This window comes from Lysinibacillus sp. NPDC094177 (assembly GCF_050279145.1).
In the GTDB taxonomy this organism is placed as follows: domain Bacteria; phylum Bacillota; class Bacilli; order Bacillales_A; family Planococcaceae; genus Lysinibacillus.
This window is the reverse complement of record NZ_JBNNTW010000009.1, coordinates 16,997-32,198: the sequence shown is the minus strand read 5'-3', so window position 1 is coordinate 32,198 and position 15,202 is coordinate 16,997. Positions and strand designations below refer to the sequence as shown.

At 38.8% G+C, this 15,202-nt stretch carries 24 protein-coding genes; all 24 read left to right on the top strand.

Translation table 11 applies throughout. The features are described 5' to 3' along the window. The first annotated feature begins 180 nt into the window (after positions 1-180). The 24 genes from ACQKNC_RS15080 to rpsE all read left to right on the top strand — a co-directional run bounded on the left by ACQKNC_RS15080 (position 181) and on the right by rpsE (position 15,193). A complete protein-coding gene (locus ACQKNC_RS15080) occupies positions 181-867 on the top strand; it encodes a response regulator transcription factor (protein WP_427425747.1) in 687 nt (228 codons plus the stop codon). A gap of 2 nt (positions 868-869) precedes the next feature. After that, positions 870-1,886, top strand: coding sequence for a sensor histidine kinase (locus ACQKNC_RS15075; RefSeq protein WP_427425622.1), 1,017 nt, complete (start codon positions 870-872; stop codon positions 1,884-1,886). 96 nt (positions 1,887-1,982) lie between these two features. After that, positions 1,983-2,744, top strand: coding sequence for an ABC transporter ATP-binding protein (locus ACQKNC_RS15070; protein WP_427425621.1), 762 nt, complete (start codon positions 1,983-1,985; stop codon positions 2,742-2,744). Further along, positions 2,734-4,722 (top strand): FtsX-like permease family protein, encoded by a 1,989-nt coding sequence (locus ACQKNC_RS15065; RefSeq protein WP_427425620.1) that lies wholly within the window; start codon positions 2,734-2,736, stop codon positions 4,720-4,722. The genes ACQKNC_RS15070 and ACQKNC_RS15065 overlap by 11 nt, the downstream gene beginning before the upstream one ends. Before the next feature lie 166 nt (positions 4,723-4,888). After that, a complete protein-coding gene (locus ACQKNC_RS15060; RefSeq protein WP_427425619.1) occupies positions 4,889-6,205 on the top strand; it encodes a Na+/H+ antiporter family protein in 1,317 nt (438 codons plus the stop codon). 478 nt (positions 6,206-6,683) lie between these two features. Next, complete coding sequence (gene rpsJ, locus ACQKNC_RS15055) at positions 6,684-6,992, top strand: 30S ribosomal protein S10 (RefSeq protein ID WP_004233624.1); 309 nt, start codon at positions 6,684-6,686, stop codon at positions 6,990-6,992. 42 nt (positions 6,993-7,034) lie between these two features. Continuing rightward, positions 7,035-7,664: a 50S ribosomal protein L3 gene (rplC, locus tag ACQKNC_RS15050; RefSeq protein ID WP_427425618.1), complete on the top strand. Its 630-nt coding sequence runs from the start codon at positions 7,035-7,037 to the stop codon at positions 7,662-7,664. Positions 7,665-7,690: 26 nt separating this feature from the next. After that, positions 7,691-8,314, top strand: coding sequence for a 50S ribosomal protein L4 (rplD, locus tag ACQKNC_RS15045; protein WP_053482812.1), 624 nt, complete (start codon positions 7,691-7,693; stop codon positions 8,312-8,314). Next, positions 8,314-8,598, top strand: a complete 285-nt coding sequence (gene rplW, locus ACQKNC_RS15040) for a 50S ribosomal protein L23 (protein WP_053482811.1) — start codon at positions 8,314-8,316, stop codon at positions 8,596-8,598. Before rplD ends, rplW begins: the two co-directional genes overlap by 1 nt. 47 nt (positions 8,599-8,645) lie before the next feature. After that, the gene (gene rplB / locus ACQKNC_RS15035; RefSeq protein WP_402783792.1) at positions 8,646-9,476 is read left to right on the top strand and encodes a 50S ribosomal protein L2; all 831 of its coding nucleotides are present in this window, start codon (positions 8,646-8,648) and stop codon (positions 9,474-9,476) included. 60 nt (positions 9,477-9,536) lie between these two features. Continuing rightward, positions 9,537-9,815, top strand: coding sequence for a 30S ribosomal protein S19 (rpsS, locus tag ACQKNC_RS15030; protein WP_036151954.1), 279 nt, complete (start codon positions 9,537-9,539; stop codon positions 9,813-9,815). 22 nt (positions 9,816-9,837) lie between these two features. Beyond that, positions 9,838-10,182: a 50S ribosomal protein L22 gene (gene rplV / locus ACQKNC_RS15025; protein ID WP_004233639.1), complete on the top strand. Its 345-nt coding sequence runs from the start codon at positions 9,838-9,840 to the stop codon at positions 10,180-10,182. 3 nt (positions 10,183-10,185) lie between these two features. After that, positions 10,186-10,839 (top strand): 30S ribosomal protein S3, encoded by a 654-nt coding sequence (gene rpsC / locus ACQKNC_RS15020; protein ID WP_049662850.1) that lies wholly within the window; start codon positions 10,186-10,188, stop codon positions 10,837-10,839. Between the two features lies 1 nt (position 10,840). Next, a complete protein-coding gene (rplP, locus tag ACQKNC_RS15015) occupies positions 10,841-11,275 on the top strand; it encodes a 50S ribosomal protein L16 (protein WP_010860599.1) in 435 nt (144 codons plus the stop codon). Then, positions 11,265-11,465 carry a 50S ribosomal protein L29 gene (rpmC, locus tag ACQKNC_RS15010; RefSeq protein ID WP_049662852.1) on the top strand — a complete coding sequence of 67 codons (201 nt, stop codon included), beginning with the start codon at positions 11,265-11,267 and terminating at the stop codon, positions 11,463-11,465. The genes rplP and rpmC overlap by 11 nt, the downstream gene beginning before the upstream one ends. An 18-nt stretch (positions 11,466-11,483) precedes the next feature. Further along, positions 11,484-11,747 carry a 30S ribosomal protein S17 gene (gene rpsQ, locus ACQKNC_RS15005; protein WP_053482810.1) on the top strand — a complete coding sequence of 88 codons (264 nt, stop codon included), beginning with the start codon at positions 11,484-11,486 and terminating at the stop codon, positions 11,745-11,747. 43 nt (positions 11,748-11,790) lie between these two features. Further along, positions 11,791-12,159 (top strand): 50S ribosomal protein L14, encoded by a 369-nt coding sequence (gene rplN, locus ACQKNC_RS15000; RefSeq protein ID WP_004233650.1) that lies wholly within the window; start codon positions 11,791-11,793, stop codon positions 12,157-12,159. Between the two features lie 35 nt (positions 12,160-12,194). Next, a complete protein-coding gene (gene rplX, locus ACQKNC_RS14995; protein ID WP_053482809.1) occupies positions 12,195-12,503 on the top strand; it encodes a 50S ribosomal protein L24 in 309 nt (102 codons plus the stop codon). A 27-nt stretch (positions 12,504-12,530) separates the two neighbouring features. Beyond that, the gene (rplE, locus tag ACQKNC_RS14990; RefSeq protein WP_427425617.1) at positions 12,531-13,070 is read left to right on the top strand and encodes a 50S ribosomal protein L5; all 540 of its coding nucleotides are present in this window, start codon (positions 12,531-12,533) and stop codon (positions 13,068-13,070) included. Positions 13,071-13,092: 22 nt separating this feature from the next. Then, a complete protein-coding gene (locus ACQKNC_RS14985; RefSeq protein WP_004233656.1) occupies positions 13,093-13,278 on the top strand; it encodes a type Z 30S ribosomal protein S14 in 186 nt (61 codons plus the stop codon). Positions 13,279-13,307: 29 nt separating this feature from the next. Next, positions 13,308-13,706: a 30S ribosomal protein S8 gene (rpsH, locus tag ACQKNC_RS14980; protein WP_008181717.1), complete on the top strand. Its 399-nt coding sequence runs from the start codon at positions 13,308-13,310 to the stop codon at positions 13,704-13,706. Positions 13,707-13,736: 30 nt separating this feature from the next. Then, entirely contained in the window at positions 13,737-14,276 is a 540-nt protein-coding gene (gene rplF / locus ACQKNC_RS14975; protein ID WP_427425616.1) for a 50S ribosomal protein L6, read from the top strand. A 32-nt stretch (positions 14,277-14,308) separates the two neighbouring features. Then, complete coding sequence (gene rplR, locus ACQKNC_RS14970; protein WP_427425615.1) at positions 14,309-14,668, top strand: 50S ribosomal protein L18; 360 nt, start codon at positions 14,309-14,311, stop codon at positions 14,666-14,668. Between the two features lie 21 nt (positions 14,669-14,689). Continuing rightward, positions 14,690-15,193, top strand: coding sequence for a 30S ribosomal protein S5 (gene rpsE / locus ACQKNC_RS14965; RefSeq protein ID WP_249075422.1), 504 nt, complete (start codon positions 14,690-14,692; stop codon positions 15,191-15,193). The last annotated feature ends 9 nt before the right edge of the window (positions 15,194-15,202 follow it).

The following is a 15,202-nucleotide window of genomic DNA, read 5'->3' as shown; positions in this document are numbered from 1 at the left end:
TAAAATAATCTAACTTAAATTAGATTATTTTATGTATACATAATAGGTAAAATACCAAAAAGCAGAAATATCGATTTTTTACGAAACCGCCCAGTCGGAGCGGAAATCAACCTCACGTTATGACGATTAGCCTATTTAATACATAAGAACACTTCATGAAAGGAGAATCTGCAAATGGAGATGAAAATATTGCTGATTGAAGACGATCCATCAATTTTCGAAATGATTCAGACACGTTTTGCACAATGGTCACTTCAAGTAGTTGGACCTAAAGATTTCCAAAAAGTGATGGATGATTTTATTGAGCAGAAGCCACAGCTTGTATTGATTGACATTCAGCTTCCAGCCTATGATGGTTTTCATTGGTGTCGAGAAATACGTCATATCTCAAAGGTGCCAATTCTCTTTCTATCTTCACGAGATCATCCAATGGATATGGTAATGGCAATGCAAATGGGTGCTGATGACTTTGTGCAAAAGCCTTTCCATATGGAGGTATTACTTGCAAAGGTTCAGGCTATTTTGCGTCGTACTTATGATTACGTAGAAGAATCAATGGATGTCACACGGTTTAATGGTTCAGTTATTGATTATGCACGCAGTGAGATTATGTATGATGGAAATCTTACTTCATTAACTAAAAATGAACTCTTTATTTTACGTATTTTAGTGGAGAAGGCCGATCAAATTGTCTCTAGAGATGATTTGATGAGAAAGCTATGGGATGATGAGCGCTTTGTCAATGATAATACATTGTCGGTAAATGTTAATCGGTTACGTACTAAGCTTGAGGATATAGGTTTACAAGAAGTGATTTTAACTAAAAAGGGACTTGGTTATATGGCTGTAACACAGGGACGTGAGTGACAATGCTACTTTTATTTTTAAAAGAACGCCTTGCATGGATAGGCTTTTTCGTTTTTATCATCATTATTATCAATGTTTTATTTTCTTTAGACGCTGGATTAGAGGGAATATCTATTTGGTATATGAATATTAGCGTGTTTATTAGTTTTATGATTTTTCTTATATGGCGATATGTAGTTGAAGTAGGGGAGTTGAAGGATTTCCTGGGAAATGTGGACAGCCAACTTGATGATGCACACAGTAGAAACTTAGCGTTATCACCTTTTCAAACTGCGTATTTTACAAAGATTGAAGATGTCTTTTACGATAAGGATACGGAGTTAAATCAAGCAAAAGTACAGCTACAGGAATATACAGATGAGCTCTTGGCCTGGGTTCATGAAGTAAAAGCACCATTAACTTCGATTAATTTAATGTTAGACCGTATTGAAGATTTGACATTACGTCGTAAATTAGAAGCTGAGTGGTTAAGGCTACATTTATTGGTTGATCAGCAGCTACATCAAACACGTTTTTCTTCAATTGAAAAAGATAATTATATGGCAGAGATCGAGCTCAGAACGGTTGTCTATAAGGAAATAAGAGCTATGCAAGCTTGGTGTATTGAAAAAGGCATCGGTTTTGATGTTGATGAGTTAACGGAGACTGTGATGACTGATGGAAAATGGCTAGCTTTTATTGTGCGACAAATTTTATCCAATGCCATTAAATATAGTCCTGCAAATTCCGAAGTATTAATATTTACGGAGGTAGATCCGAAGGGCGCAACATTATTACATATAAAAGATGCAGGCATTGGTATTTGTAAGGAGGATTTGCCTCGAATTTTTCAAAAGTCGTATACTGGAACAGCTGGGAGAGAATCTGCACAGTCGACAGGCATGGGTTTGTATTTAGCGCATAACGTGGCTCAGAAGATAGGTGTTCGTATTAGTGTACAATCAACTGTAGATGAAGGCTCAATATTTACCTTACGTTTTCCGTTACAAAATGAATATGTCAAACTAAAAGGTAGATGACGATATTGTCACCTACCTTTTTATATTGTCATGTAAAACGCACGAATTGAGGGAGCAGACAGGGTACACTTGAACTATAGAAAGGGGCGCTTACAAGTGGCAGTTTTAATTGGTCGTAAAGTAAAAAAGGTATATGGAAAAAAATCAACAGCTCAAGAGGTTTTAAAGGGCATTGATTTAGAAGTGAATAAAGGTGAATTTGTCGGCATAATGGGACCATCAGGCTCAGGAAAAACAACACTTTTAAACGTTTTGTGTTCGATTGACTTTGCAACAGAAGGTGTTATTGAAATAAACGGGGAAAACCTACGTGGTATGAAGGAGAAGGCGCTAGCTAATTTCCGTCGTGAGCAATTAGGGTTCGTATTCCAGGATTATAATTTATTAGATACATTGACGGTGAAAGAAAATATTCTACTCCCATTAGCCATTAGTAAACTACCGAAGGCTGTTGCGGAGAGTCGTTTAAAGGAGCTTACACACTTATTAGGTATTACCGAGATTTTAAACAAATACCCAAACGAAATATCAGGTGGTCAAAAGCAACGTACATCGGCAGCTCGCGCACTTATTACAAACCCATCGCTTGTATTTGCTGATGAACCTACAGGCGCACTTGATTCAAAATCAGCTACTGCACTTTTAAAAAACCTACAAAGTATTAATGAGACAAAAAAAGCAACGATTATGATGGTTACGCATGATGGGGTGGCAGCAAGCTTTTGTACACGCGTTTTGTTTTTAAAAGATGGACTCATTTATAGTGAGCTATATAAAGGGGATAAAACGAGACAGGCATTTTTCCAAGAGATCATGCATACGCAAAGTGTGCTAGGTGGTGACGGTTATGAGTCTTAGTAAACTCGTGTTACGTAGCATGAAGAAAAATATGAAGCATTATTATTTATATTTCTTTGCACTTATTTTTAGCGTTACTTTATATTTTTCCTTTTTGACATTGCAAAATAACCCTGACGTGCTATCTACTGTACAGCAGAGCGGTACAGCCACAGCAGGCTTTGAAGCAGCAACATATATGTTGTACTTTATTATTTTGTTTTTCGTACTTTATGCAAACCATTTATTTATGAAGCGTCGCAGTAAGGAAATAGGCTTGTATCAGCTGATAGGGATGACAAAGGGGCTTATCGTACGCTTATTGGCGGTAGAAAGTATCCTATTATTTGTAGGCGCGGTCGTTTTAGGTATGCTTGTAGGGTTCTTTAGTTCACGCTTATTTGCAATGATTTTACTGCGCGTACTAGAAAAAGAGGCACTTGTGACGATGACATTTAGTACGCAAGCATTTCAACAATCTGTTGCAGTATTTGCCATTCTACTAGTAATTGTACTTGTCCAAATGGCTTGGATGATTCATCGTGTATCACTACTGTCACTATTTACAGCTGCTAAACAAGCAGATGAGCGTGTAAAACGATTTAGTCCACTACAAATGGTCATCGGTTTTTTAGGTCTTGTGTTAATTGTATATGGCTACTATGCATCAACAAAGTTATTCGATATTGACAATTCAGGCAATTTATTTTTAAATATGATTATTATTTTAGCTTCTACCATTGGTGGAACCTTCCTTGTATTTCGTTTTTCCGTAGCATTTATTATGAATTCAGTTCGCCTAAAGAAAAATGGGCATTTATCTGTACATGATGTACTCGCATTAACACCAATTATGCATCGTATGAAAAGTAATGCAAAATCATTGACGCTCATTACTGTTTTAACGGGTGTATCACTCGGGATTGCCACATTAGCATATATTTCGTATTATTCATCAGAAACACATGCACATAGTCAAGTACCTGGCGACTATATATTGCTTGAAGATAATGATCAGGATTTTTTTAAAAAGCTAGAAGAAAATAATATTGCTTATAATAAAATAGACTACCGATTACAGGGTGTAACAGCGGCAGTTGGACAATTAATACCAGAAGAAGATCAACAAGAAGGTAATCCTTTTTATAATATGAAACAAACTATTTACACAATTCCACTTTCTGATTATCAACAAAGAGTTCCTGAGGCATCAGTATCTGGTAATGAAGCCATCTTAACAAACTATGGTGGGTATATGGAAGCGATGTTCAAGTTAGAGAAAGACCGTGATATTGTAGTATCTGCGGGAGAGCTTGAGGAAACATTCCATGTTGTAGATATTCAAAAGGAAAGTATGATTAGTGGAATTGTGACTGGTGGGCCAGGGGGACCTATTTTTGTAGTATCAGATGAAGTATTTGAAAAGCTTGCTACAAAATCTGATCTTTTTCAATTTCATAAACAAACTACCATTATGTTAAAGTCGAAAAGCGATATAGACTTAGCTGAGAAATTGTATAAACAAACAATAGGTTCGGGTGTCATATCTGTTAGAGATAGCGAAGGCAAAACAATGAAATTTACGCAAACATCTTATGAAGGTGAGCGTCAAGAAAATATTGAAACATTAGGCACAACAATTTTTACAACGGCATTTTTAGCTTTAGCATTTTTAATGACAACAGGTAGTATTTTATACTTTAAACAAATGTCTGAGGCTGAAGAGGAGCGAGCTTCTTATACGATATTAAGAAAGATTGGCTTCGCTGAAAAAGATATTATGAAAGGTATATATATGAAACAAGCATTTAACTTCGGTGTTCCATTAATAATAGGGTTACTCCATAGTTACTTTGCTGTTAAGTCGGGATGGTTCTTCTTTGGATCTGAGTTAACAACCCCATTATGGATTGCTATGAGCTGCTATATAGCGTTATATGCTATCTTCGCTGTACTTTCTGTTGGCTATTATAAAAAAGTCATTCGTGAATCGTTATAATAGGAAGAAATCTAAAAACAGTATGATTTTAAGATCATACTGTTTTTTTTATGGTGTTTGAATTTGGAAAGTTTTTATAGGGGCATAAAAACATCTTGACTTTCAACTGTTAGACCATTAAAGTTTAGTGTGTTAGTAATCTAGTGTACGAAAGTGAAGTGTTAAAATGAATGCAGTAATTGTGGCAGTGGCTGTCATGTTAATATTAAGTTTGCTCCGTATTAATGTTGTTCTTTCTCTTGTATTGGGGGCCTTTGCGGGAGGTCTATCAAGCGGCATGGGTATAGAAGCAACTGTACAATCATTTACAGAAGGACTAGGAGCAGGCGCAACGATTGCTTTAAGTTATGGATTGCTTGGTGGTTTCGCTATTGCCATTTCAAAAACAGGAATTCCTGAATTAATGATTGCAGGGATTTTAAAGATATTAAATAAAAACGGTTCAAGTAATCGACAAGGTTTAGTAAAAGTTTTAATCTTCTTACTGATCTTTATGATGTCTATTTTCTCACAAAACTTAATTCCAATTCATATAGCCTTTATTCCATTGTTGATACCTCCAATCTTAAAGGTTTTAAATATGCTAGAAGTTGACCGACGAATTATCGCAACATTAATTGCTGTTGGTTTAGTAGGTACATATAGTTTCGTACCTGCTGGCTTCGGAGCTATATTCCAAGATATCGTTTCTACTCAAGTAACTAAGGCAGGTATGGAGGCATCTTCACGTGATGTACCAGTAGCGATGGCTATACCAGTTCTAGGGATGTTAATTGGATTATGTGTAGCCTTTTTCGTTTACCGAAAACCTCGACAATATCAAAATAACGATGTTGAGACAGAGTCTTTAAATGTTAATGTTAGTAAGTTTGTTATTGTTTCTACAGCTGCAGCTTTAATTGTCTCTCTATGTGCACAAATTTATACTGATTCAATGATTGTAGGTGCTTTTGCAGGAATTATGATTATGTATTTTACTGGGGCACTTAAATGGAAAGAGGCAGATGAGATTCTTTCAGAAGGAATGAAGATGATGGCCTTTATTGGTTTTGTTATGATTGCTGCAAATGGCTTTGCATCTGTTATTAACGCCACGGGCCATGTAGATAGCTTAATTACAAACTCATTAACAATTCTTCAAGGGAATAAGAGTCTAGCAATATTTATTATGTTGGTCATTGGTTTAATTGTGACGATGGGGATAGGGTCATCCTTTGCAACAGTACCTATCATTGCAACTTTATTTGTGCCTCTTGCACAAGGGTTAGGAATGAGTCCTTTGGCGATTATTTGTCTAATAGGTACAGCAGGTGCTTTAGGTGATGCAGGCTCTCCTGCTTCAGATTCTACTCTTGGACCAACAGCAGGTTTAAATGTAGATGGACAGCATAATCACATTTGGGATACGTGTGTGCCAACGTTTATTTTTATTAACATCCCACTTATTATATTTGGCTGGATTGCATGTGTGTTTTTCTTATAAAATGATAGAAAGAGCGGTTTCTAAATATTAGAGACTGCTTTTTTATTGTTAAAGAAATTATAGATTATTAATTAAGGCATAACTAAGGGCGTAATTTTCATCTAGGAACAAGCACTACATCCTCAAAGTGAGATCATCGGCAATTTAGCAAACTCGTTCTTAAATCGATTAATTGTTTGAAATGTTCGAAAACGTTGATATAACAGCCTTAAGTGTTGCAATGTGCAGAGAAATTTTATATACTAATAAACGGCTTAGATAAGCGAGAAATATTATGTAGTATGAATACCTGCAACATTTAAAAGAATTTAGCGAAAAGACTTGCTTATTCTTTTTTTATTGTATATAATGTTGAATGTTGGTCTTTGACTGCGATGAAACGAGAGGTTGCCGACACACCCGGCCGCTTTGCCATGGCGGTGTGTGGGAGAATTTTCGTGGAGAATGTCTAGAAAATAGGCGAGAAGGAGGGAAAATAATGGCAAAACAAAAGATTCGTATTCGTTTAAAAGCGTATGATCACCGTATTTTAGATCAGTCTGCTGAGAAAATTGTGGAAACTGCAAAACGTTCAGGTGCAAGTGTATCAGGTCCGATTCCACTTCCAACTGAGAAGTCTGTGTACACAATTCTTCGTGCCGTTCACAAGTACAAAGATTCTCGTGAACAATTCGAAATGCGTACGCATAAACGTCTGATCGATATCGTTAACCCAACACCACAAACTGTTGACGCGTTAATGAAACTTGATTTACCATCTGGCGTTGATATCGAAATCAAACTTTAATGGTAAAAATATAACTTTTAAAACTTACAGGAGGTGTGACAAATGGCTAAAGGAATCTTAGGCAGAAAAATTGGTATGACACAAGTTTTCGCTGAAAACGGCGATTTAATCCCGGTAACAGTTATCGAAGCTACTCCAAACGTAGTACTTCAAAAGAAAACTGCTGAAACAGACGGCTACGAAGCTATCCAAGTTGGTTTCGAAGACAAGCGTGTTAAGCTTTCTAACAAACCAGAACAAGGTCACGTAGCAAAAGCGAACACTGCTCCTAAGCGCTTCATTCGTGAATTCCGCAACGTGAACGTTAAAGAATACGAAGTTGGTCAAGAAGTCAAAGTAGAAATTTTCGCAGAAGGCGATGTAATTGATGTAACAGGTGTTACTAAAGGTAAAGGTTTCCAAGGTGTAATTAAACGCCATGGTCAATCTCGTGGTCCTATGGCCCACGGTTCTCGTTACCACCGTCGTCCTGGTTCAATGGGTCCAGTTGCTCCGAACCGCGTATTCAAACAAAAGAAATTACCTGGTCAAATGGGTGGCACTGTAGTTACAATCCAAAACTTAGAAATCGTGAAAGTTGATGCGGAACGTAACTTACTACTTGTTAAAGGTAATGTTCCTGGTTCTAAAAAAGCTCTAGTTACAGTTAAAACTGCAATTAAAGCTAAGTAATCACCTAAGGAAAGGAGGAAACAGGAATGACAAAAGTATCTGTACTTAGTCAAACAGGTGCTTCAGTTGGTGAAATCGAATTAAACGATGCGATTTTTGGAATCGAGCCAAATGAAGCAGTATTATTCGACGCTGTAGTAGCACAACGCGCTTCTCTTCGTCAAGGTAATCACAAGGTTAAAAACCGTTCTGAAGTTGCTGGTGGTGGTCGTAAACCATGGCGTCAAAAAGGAACTGGTCGTGCTCGTCAAGGTTCTATCCGTTCTCCACAATGGCGCGGTGGTGGTATCGTATTCGGTCCAACTCCACGTAGCTATTCTTACAAATTACCTAAAAAAGTTCGTCGCTTAGCTCTTAAATCTGCTTTATCAGCTAAAGTAGTAGAACAGAACTTCTTAGTTCTTGATGCTCTTTCACTAGCAGCACCAAAAACAAAAGAATTCACAAAAATCCTTAAAGATCTTTCTCTAGAGAAAAAATCTTTATTCGTAACTGCTGACCTAGATGAAAACGTAGCATTATCTGCTCGTAACATCCCTGGTGTAACAGTTTTAACTGCAAACGGAATCAACGTTCTTGATCTATTAGGTCATGATAAAGTTGTATTCACAAAATCTGCAGTAGAAAAAGTTGAGGAGGTGCTTGGATAATGGAAGCACGTGATATTTTAAAACGTCCAGTCATTACTGAGCGTTCTTCAGAACTTATGGCAGAGAAAAAGTATACTTTCGAAGTAGACACTCGCGCTAACAAAACTCAAGTAAAAGACGCTGTAGAAGAAATCTTTGGTGTAACAGTTGAGAAAGTAAACGTTCTTAACTACAAAGGTAAATTCAAACGCGTTGGTCGCTATGGTGGTTACACTAACAAACGTCGTAAAGCGATTGTTAAATTAACTGCTGACAGCAAAGAAATTGAATTATTCGAAATGTAATCCTTAAAGGATTTATGATTTGAACACTTAAGAAGGAGGGAAACACAATGGCGATTAAAAAGTATAAACCTACCTCTAATGGTCGTCGTAATATGACGTCTTTAGACTTTGCGGAAATTACAACTAACAAGCCTGAGAAATCATTGCTTGAACCAACTAAACGCAAAGCTGGTCGTAACAACCAAGGTAAAATCACTGTTCGTCATCATGGTGGTGGTCATAAGAAGCAATACCGTGTTATCGATTTCAAACGTGTTAAAGATGGCATTCCGGCAAAAGTTGCTACTATTGAATATGATCCAAACCGTTCTGCGAATATCGCATTAATCAACTACGCTGATGGAGCAAAAGCTTACATCTTAGCACCAAAAGGTCTAGAGGTTGGTCAAACAATCGTATCTGGCCCGGATGCTGATATTAAAGTAGGTAACGCATTACCATTAGCAAACATTCCAATGGGTACTACAATCCATAACATCGAGTTAAAACCTGGTAAAGGTGGACAATTAGTACGTTCTGCTGGTACTTCTGCACAAGTACTTGGTCGTGAAGACAAATACGTAATCGTTCGTCTACAATCTGGTGAAGTACGTTTAGTATTAGCTACTTGCCGCGCTACAATCGGTCAAGTTGGTAACGAACAACACGAACTTGTAAACATCGGTAAAGCAGGTCGTAGCCGTTGGTTAGGTAAACGCCCAGAAGTACGTGGTTCTGTAATGAACCCTAACGATCACCCACACGGTGGTGGTGAAGGACGTTCTCCAATCGGACGTAAATCACCAATGACTCCTTGGGGTAAACCAGCACTTGGTTACAAAACTCGCAAGAAGAAAAACAAATCGGATAAATTCATCATCCGTAGTCGTAAAAAATAAAGTGGTTAAACTACGGTTCTATGTGAGAGCCGTGGTGGAATCACGGAGGGAGGTTCCTACATGGGTCGCAGCTTGAAAAAAGGACCTTTTGTCGATGACCACTTAATGAAAAAAGTGGAAGCGCAAGAGGCTTCTGAGAAAAAACAAGTTATTAAAACTTGGTCACGCCGTTCTACAATCTTCCCGAACTTCATCGGTTTAACGATTGCTGTTTATGATGGACGTAAACACGTTCCTGTATACGTAACAGAAGATATGGTTGGCCATAAACTTGGTGAGTTCGCACCGACACGTGCTTACAAAGGTCACGGTGCAGACGACAAGAAAACAAGACGCTAATTTTGAGAGGAGGTAAATCCTAATGACACAAGCTAAAGCTATCGCTCGTACTGTTCGCATTGCTCCTCGTAAAGTACGTCTAGTTGTAGACTTAATTCGAGGCAAGCAAGTTGGTGAGGCAGTTGCAATTTTACGTCATACTCCAAAAGCGGCGTCTCCAGTCGTTGAAAAAGTATTAAAATCTGCAGTTGCTAACGCTGAACACAACTACGATCTTGACATCAACTCTTTAGTAGTTTCTGAAGTTTTCGTTGATGAAGGTCCAACATTAAAACGTTTCCGTCCACGTGCGCAAGGACGTGCAAGCGCAATTAACAAACGCACAAGCCACATTACTCTAGTGGTATCTGAGAAGAAGGAGGGTTAATCCGTGGGTCAAAAAGTACATCCAATAGGACTGCGCGTTGGTATTATTCGTGACTGGGAGTCAAAATGGTACGCTGAAAAAGACTATGCAACTCTACTTCACGAAGACATCAAAGTGCGTAAATATATTGAAACGGCTCTTAAAGACGCTTCTGTTTCTAAAGTAGAAATCGAGCGCGCTGCAAACCGTGTAAACATTACAATTCACACTGCGAAACCAGGTATGGTAATCGGTAAAGGTGGTTCTGAAGTTGAAAATCTTCGTAAATACCTTAGCGATTTAACTGGTAAACGTGTACACATCAACATTATCGAAATCAAACGTGCTGATCTTGACGCTCGTCTAGTAGCTGAAAACATCGCTCGTCAATTAGAAAACCGTGTATCATTCCGTCGTGCGCAAAAGCAAGCGATCCAACGCACAATCCGTGCTGGTGCAAAAGGAATTAAAACACAAGTATCTGGTCGTTTAGGTGGCGCTGATATCGCGCGTGCTGAACACTATAGTGAAGGAACTGTTCCACTTCATACTCTACGTGCTGACATCGACTATGCACACGCAGAAGCTGACACTACTTACGGTAAATTAGGCGTTAAAGTATGGATCTACCGTGGTGAAGTTCTTCCTACGAAGAAATCTGTGGAAGGAGGCAAATAATATGTTATTGCCTAAACGCGTAAAATACCGTCGTGAACACCGCGGAAACATGCGTGGCGAAGCGAAAGGCGGTAAAGAAGTATCTTTCGGCGAATGGGGCTTACAAGCTCAAACAGCTAGCTGGATCACTAACCGTCAAATCGAATCTGCCCGTATCGCGATGACTCGTTACATGAAACGTGGCGGTAAAGTTTGGATTAAAATCTTCCCACACAAACCTTACACTAAAAAACCTCTAGAAGTCCGCATGGGTTCTGGTAAAGGTTCTCCTGAAGGTTGGGTAGCAGTAGTAAAACCAGGAAAAGTAATGTTCGAAATCGCTGGTGTATCTGAAGAGATCGCACGTGAAGCACTTCGTTTAGCATCACATAAGCTTCCTGTTAAATGTAAGATCGTAAAACGTCAAGAAACTGGTGGTGAATCTAATGAAAGCTAATGAAATCCGTGACCTTGCCACTTCTGAATTAGAGTTAAAAGTGAAATCACTGAAAGAAGAGCTTTTCAACCTTCGCTTCCAATTGGCGACTGGTCAATTAGAAAACACAGCTCGTATTCGTGAAGTGCGTAAAGCAATCGCGCGTATGAAAACTGTTATTCGTGAAAGAGAAATCAGTGCAAATAACTGATAAAGGAGGTTTTCAAGTATGACTGAGCGTAATCAACGCAAAGTTTACACGGGCCGCGTTGTTTCAGATAAAATGGATAAAACTATTTCTGTTTTAGTTGAAACTCACAAAAAGCACAAGCTTTATGGTAAACGTGTAAAATACTCTAAAAAGTTTAAGGCTCATGATGAGTTAAACACAGCGAAAATCGGTGATATCGTACGTATCATGGAAACTCGCCCGCTATCAGCTACTAAACGTTTCCGTCTAGTTGAAGTTGTAGAAAAAGCGGTTATTATTTAATAACTATTTCGGAACAACCAATTTCCGAAGGGAGGTAACCTAAGTGATCCAACAAGAAAGTCGTATGAAAGTTGCTGACAACTCAGGTGCACGTGAAGTTCTTACAATTAAAGTCCTTGGTGGCTCTGGCCGTAAAACTGCTAACATCGGTGATATCGTTGTTTGTACAGTTAAGAAAGCAACACCAGGTGGCGTTGTTAAGAAGGGTGACGTTGTTAAAGCTGTTATCGTTCGTACTAAATCAGGCGTACGTCGTAAAGATGGTACGTACATCAAATTTGATGAAAATGCTTGTGTAATTATTCGTGATGATAAATCACCACGCGGAACTCGTATTTTCGGACCTGTTGCACGTGAATTACGTGACAGCAACTTCATGAAAATCGTTTCTCTAGCTCCAGAAGTTCTTTAATTTCATGACAGTGCCAATCAAGGAGGTGCGACAGCATGCATGTAAAAAAAGGTGACAAGGTTAAGGTTATCACTGGTAAGGATAAAGGCAAAGAAGGCGTTATTCTTGCTGCTTACCCTAAACAAGATCGCGTTCTTGTTGAAGGTGTGAATATCGTGAAAAAACACGTAAAACCAAACCAATTGAATCCACAAGGTGGTATTGTAAGCCAAGAGGCTGCAATTCACGTTTCGAACGTAATGCTAATCGATCCTAAATCTGGCGAGCCGACTCGTGTAGGTTATAAAATCGAAAACGGTAAAAAAGTTCGTGTTGCAAAAAAATCAGGTGCAGTAATCGACTAATTTCTATAAAAGAAGGGAGGTACACAAATGAGCCGCCTAAAAGAAAAATATTTAAATGAAGTTTCATCTGCTCTTATGAGCAAATTTGGATATAAATCAGTTATGCAATTGCCGAAAGTTGAGAAAATCGTTATCAACATGGGTGTTGGTGACGCAGTTCAAAACTCAAAAGCATTAGATGCAGCTGTAGAAGAATTAACAATTATCACTGGTCAAAAACCAGTTGTAACTAAAGCGAAAAAATCGATTGCAGGTTTCCGTCTACGTGAAGGTATGCCAATCGGTGCTAAAGTTACATTACGCGGTGAGCGTATGTATGAATTCTTGGATAAATTAATCTCAATTTCACTACCTCGTGTACGTGACTTCCGTGGTGTTTCTAAAAAAGCATTCGATGGTCGCGGTAACTACACTTTAGGTGTTAAAGAGCAATTAATTTTCCCAGAAATCGATTACGATAAAGTTTCAAAAGTACGCGGTATGGACATCGTGATCGTAACGACAGCGAATTCTGATGAAGAAGCTCGCGAGTTATTGACACAATTCGGTATGCCGTTCCAAAAGTAATTTAAACAAGGAGGGCGAAAACGTGGCTAAAAAATCTATGATCGTTAAACAACAACGTAAGCAAAAATTTAAAGTGCAAGAATATACACGTTGTGAACGCTGTGGCCGTCCACACTCTGTATATCGCAAATTTAAACTTTGCCGTATTTGTTTCCGAGAACTTGCATATAAGGGACAAATTCCTGGCGTGAAAAAAGCCAGCTGGTAATCCCCTAATTTGGGAAGGAGGTAAATGTAATGACAATGACTGATCCGATTGCAGATATGCTTACTCGCATTCGTAATGCGAACATGGTTCGTCACGAGAAGTTAGAAGTACCAGCTTCCAACGTGAAAAAAGAAATCGCTGAAATTTTAAAGCGTGAAGGTTTCGTACGTGACGTAGAATACGTGGAAGATAACAAACAAGGTATCATCCGTATCTTCTTAAAATACGGTAAAGATAACGAGCGTGTTATCACTGGTTTAAAACGTATTTCTAAACCTGGTCTACGAGTATATGCAAAAACAAATGAAGTGCCTAAAGTACTGAACGGTCTTGGTATCGCTTTAGTGTCAACTTCACAAGGTTTATTAACAGATAAAGAAGCTCGCGCTAAACAAGTTGGCGGCGAAGTTCTAGCATACGTTTGGTAATTAGCAATAAATGAATGGAGGTGCAACTAAATGTCTCGTGTAGGTAAAAAAATTATCGAGGTACCAGCTAACGTAACTGTTACTGTTGCAGCTGACAACACTGTTACTGTTAAAGGTCCTAAAGGCGAACTTGTTCGTTCTTTCCACCAAGATATGAAAATTGAGCAAGAAGGTAACGTAATCACAGTATCTCGTCCTTCTGAATCAAAAGAACACCGCACAAACCACGGTACAACTCGTGCGCTATTAGCGAACATGGTTACTGGTGTTTCTGCTGGTTTCGAAAAATCATTAGAACTTATCGGTGTCGGTTACCGTGCGCAATTACAAGGTAAAAAACTTGTTCTTAACGTAGGTTACTCACACCCAGTTGAGTTCACACCTGAAGATGGTCTAGAAGTAGAAGTTCCTTCTAACACTAAAATCATCGTTAAAGGTATTAGCAAAGAACGCGTTGGCGCTCTTGCATCTAACATCCGTGACGTTCGTCCACCAGAGCCGTACAAAGGTAAAGGTATCCGTTACGAAGGCGAATACGTTCGTCGTAAAGAAGGTAAAACAGGTAAATAATGCTGCCTAAGCATTAGAAAGGAGTGACCCTTGTGATTACGAAACAAGATAAAAATCAGGTTCGTAAAAAACGTCATGCACGTGTACGTTCTAAAATTTCGGGTACTGCTGAGCGTCCACGCTTAAACGTATTCCGTTCTAACAAGAACATCTACGCGCAACTTATCGATGACGTAGCAGGCGTAACACTTGTTAGCGCATCTTCTCAAGAAAATGGTTTTGATGGTGCTGGTAGCAATGTTGATGCTGCAACTAAAGTCGGTGAATCAATCGCAAAACGCGCTACGGAAAAAAATATTACTGCTGTAGTATTTGACCGTGGTGGTTACTTATATCATGGACGCGTAAAAGCTTTAGCTGAAGCTGCACGTGAAAACGGTTTACAATTTTAATAAAAAGGAGGGACACATTTCATGAGTCGAATTGACGCAAACAAACTTGGAGAACTTGAAGAACGCGTAGTTACTATTAACCGTGTTGCTAAAGTTGTTAAAGGTGGACGTCGCTTCCGCTTCACAGCATTAGTTGTAGTTGGCGATAAAAACGGACATGTAGGTTTCGGTACTGGTAAAGCTCAAGAGGTGCCAGACGCTATCCGCAAAGCTGTTGAAGATGCGAAGAAAAACTTAATCGAAGTGCCACGCGTAGGTGGAACAACTCCACACTTAGTGCAAGGTCGCTTTGGTGCAGGAGAAATCCTAATTAAACCTGCTGCTCCTGGTACAGGAGTTATCGCTGGTGGTCCAGTACGTGCCGTACTAGAACTTGCTGGTATTACTGATATTCTTTCAAAATCTCTTGGAACTAACACACCAATCAATATGGTGCGTGCAACTATTCAAGGTTTAACTGAATTAAAACGCGTAGAGGACGTAGCTAAATTACGTGGTAAATCAGTGGAAGAACTATTAGGATAAGGGGGGAAA

What these genes read in the sequence shown, in the direction of transcription:
- rplX (WP_053482809.1), top strand. Translation starts at nt 12,195, where the DNA reads ATGCATGTAAAAAAAGGTGACAAGGTTAAGGTTATCACTGGTAAGGAT.
- rplW (WP_053482811.1), top strand. Translation starts at nt 8,314, where the DNA reads ATGGAAGCACGTGATATTTTAAAACGTCCAGTCATTACTGAGCGTTCT.
- ACQKNC_RS15065 (WP_427425620.1), top strand. Translation starts at nt 2,734, where the DNA reads ATGAGTCTTAGTAAACTCGTGTTACGTAGCATGAAGAAAAATATGAAG.
- rplV (WP_004233639.1), top strand. Translation starts at nt 9,838, where the DNA reads ATGACACAAGCTAAAGCTATCGCTCGTACTGTTCGCATTGCTCCTCGT.
- rpsH (WP_008181717.1), top strand. Translation starts at nt 13,308, where the DNA reads ATGACAATGACTGATCCGATTGCAGATATGCTTACTCGCATTCGTAAT.
- ACQKNC_RS15060 (WP_427425619.1), top strand. Translation starts at nt 4,889, where the DNA reads ATGAATGCAGTAATTGTGGCAGTGGCTGTCATGTTAATATTAAGTTTG.
- rplB (WP_402783792.1), top strand. Translation starts at nt 8,646, where the DNA reads ATGGCGATTAAAAAGTATAAACCTACCTCTAATGGTCGTCGTAATATG.
- rplE (WP_427425617.1), top strand. Translation starts at nt 12,531, where the DNA reads ATGAGCCGCCTAAAAGAAAAATATTTAAATGAAGTTTCATCTGCTCTT.
- ACQKNC_RS15075 (WP_427425622.1), top strand. Translation starts at nt 870, where the DNA reads ATGCTACTTTTATTTTTAAAAGAACGCCTTGCATGGATAGGCTTTTTC.
- rplF (WP_427425616.1), top strand. Translation starts at nt 13,737, where the DNA reads ATGTCTCGTGTAGGTAAAAAAATTATCGAGGTACCAGCTAACGTAACT.
- rplD (WP_053482812.1), top strand. Translation starts at nt 7,691, where the DNA reads ATGACAAAAGTATCTGTACTTAGTCAAACAGGTGCTTCAGTTGGTGAA.
- rpsE (WP_249075422.1), top strand. Translation starts at nt 14,690, where the DNA reads ATGAGTCGAATTGACGCAAACAAACTTGGAGAACTTGAAGAACGCGTA.
- rplP (WP_010860599.1), top strand. Translation starts at nt 10,841, where the DNA reads ATGTTATTGCCTAAACGCGTAAAATACCGTCGTGAACACCGCGGAAAC.
- rpsQ (WP_053482810.1), top strand. Translation starts at nt 11,484, where the DNA reads ATGACTGAGCGTAATCAACGCAAAGTTTACACGGGCCGCGTTGTTTCA.
- rpsJ (WP_004233624.1), top strand. Translation starts at nt 6,684, where the DNA reads ATGGCAAAACAAAAGATTCGTATTCGTTTAAAAGCGTATGATCACCGT.
- rplC (WP_427425618.1), top strand. Translation starts at nt 7,035, where the DNA reads ATGGCTAAAGGAATCTTAGGCAGAAAAATTGGTATGACACAAGTTTTC.
- rpsS (WP_036151954.1), top strand. Translation starts at nt 9,537, where the DNA reads ATGGGTCGCAGCTTGAAAAAAGGACCTTTTGTCGATGACCACTTAATG.
- ACQKNC_RS15080 (WP_427425747.1), top strand. Translation starts at nt 181, where the DNA reads ATGAAAATATTGCTGATTGAAGACGATCCATCAATTTTCGAAATGATT.
- rpmC (WP_049662852.1), top strand. Translation starts at nt 11,265, where the DNA reads ATGAAAGCTAATGAAATCCGTGACCTTGCCACTTCTGAATTAGAGTTA.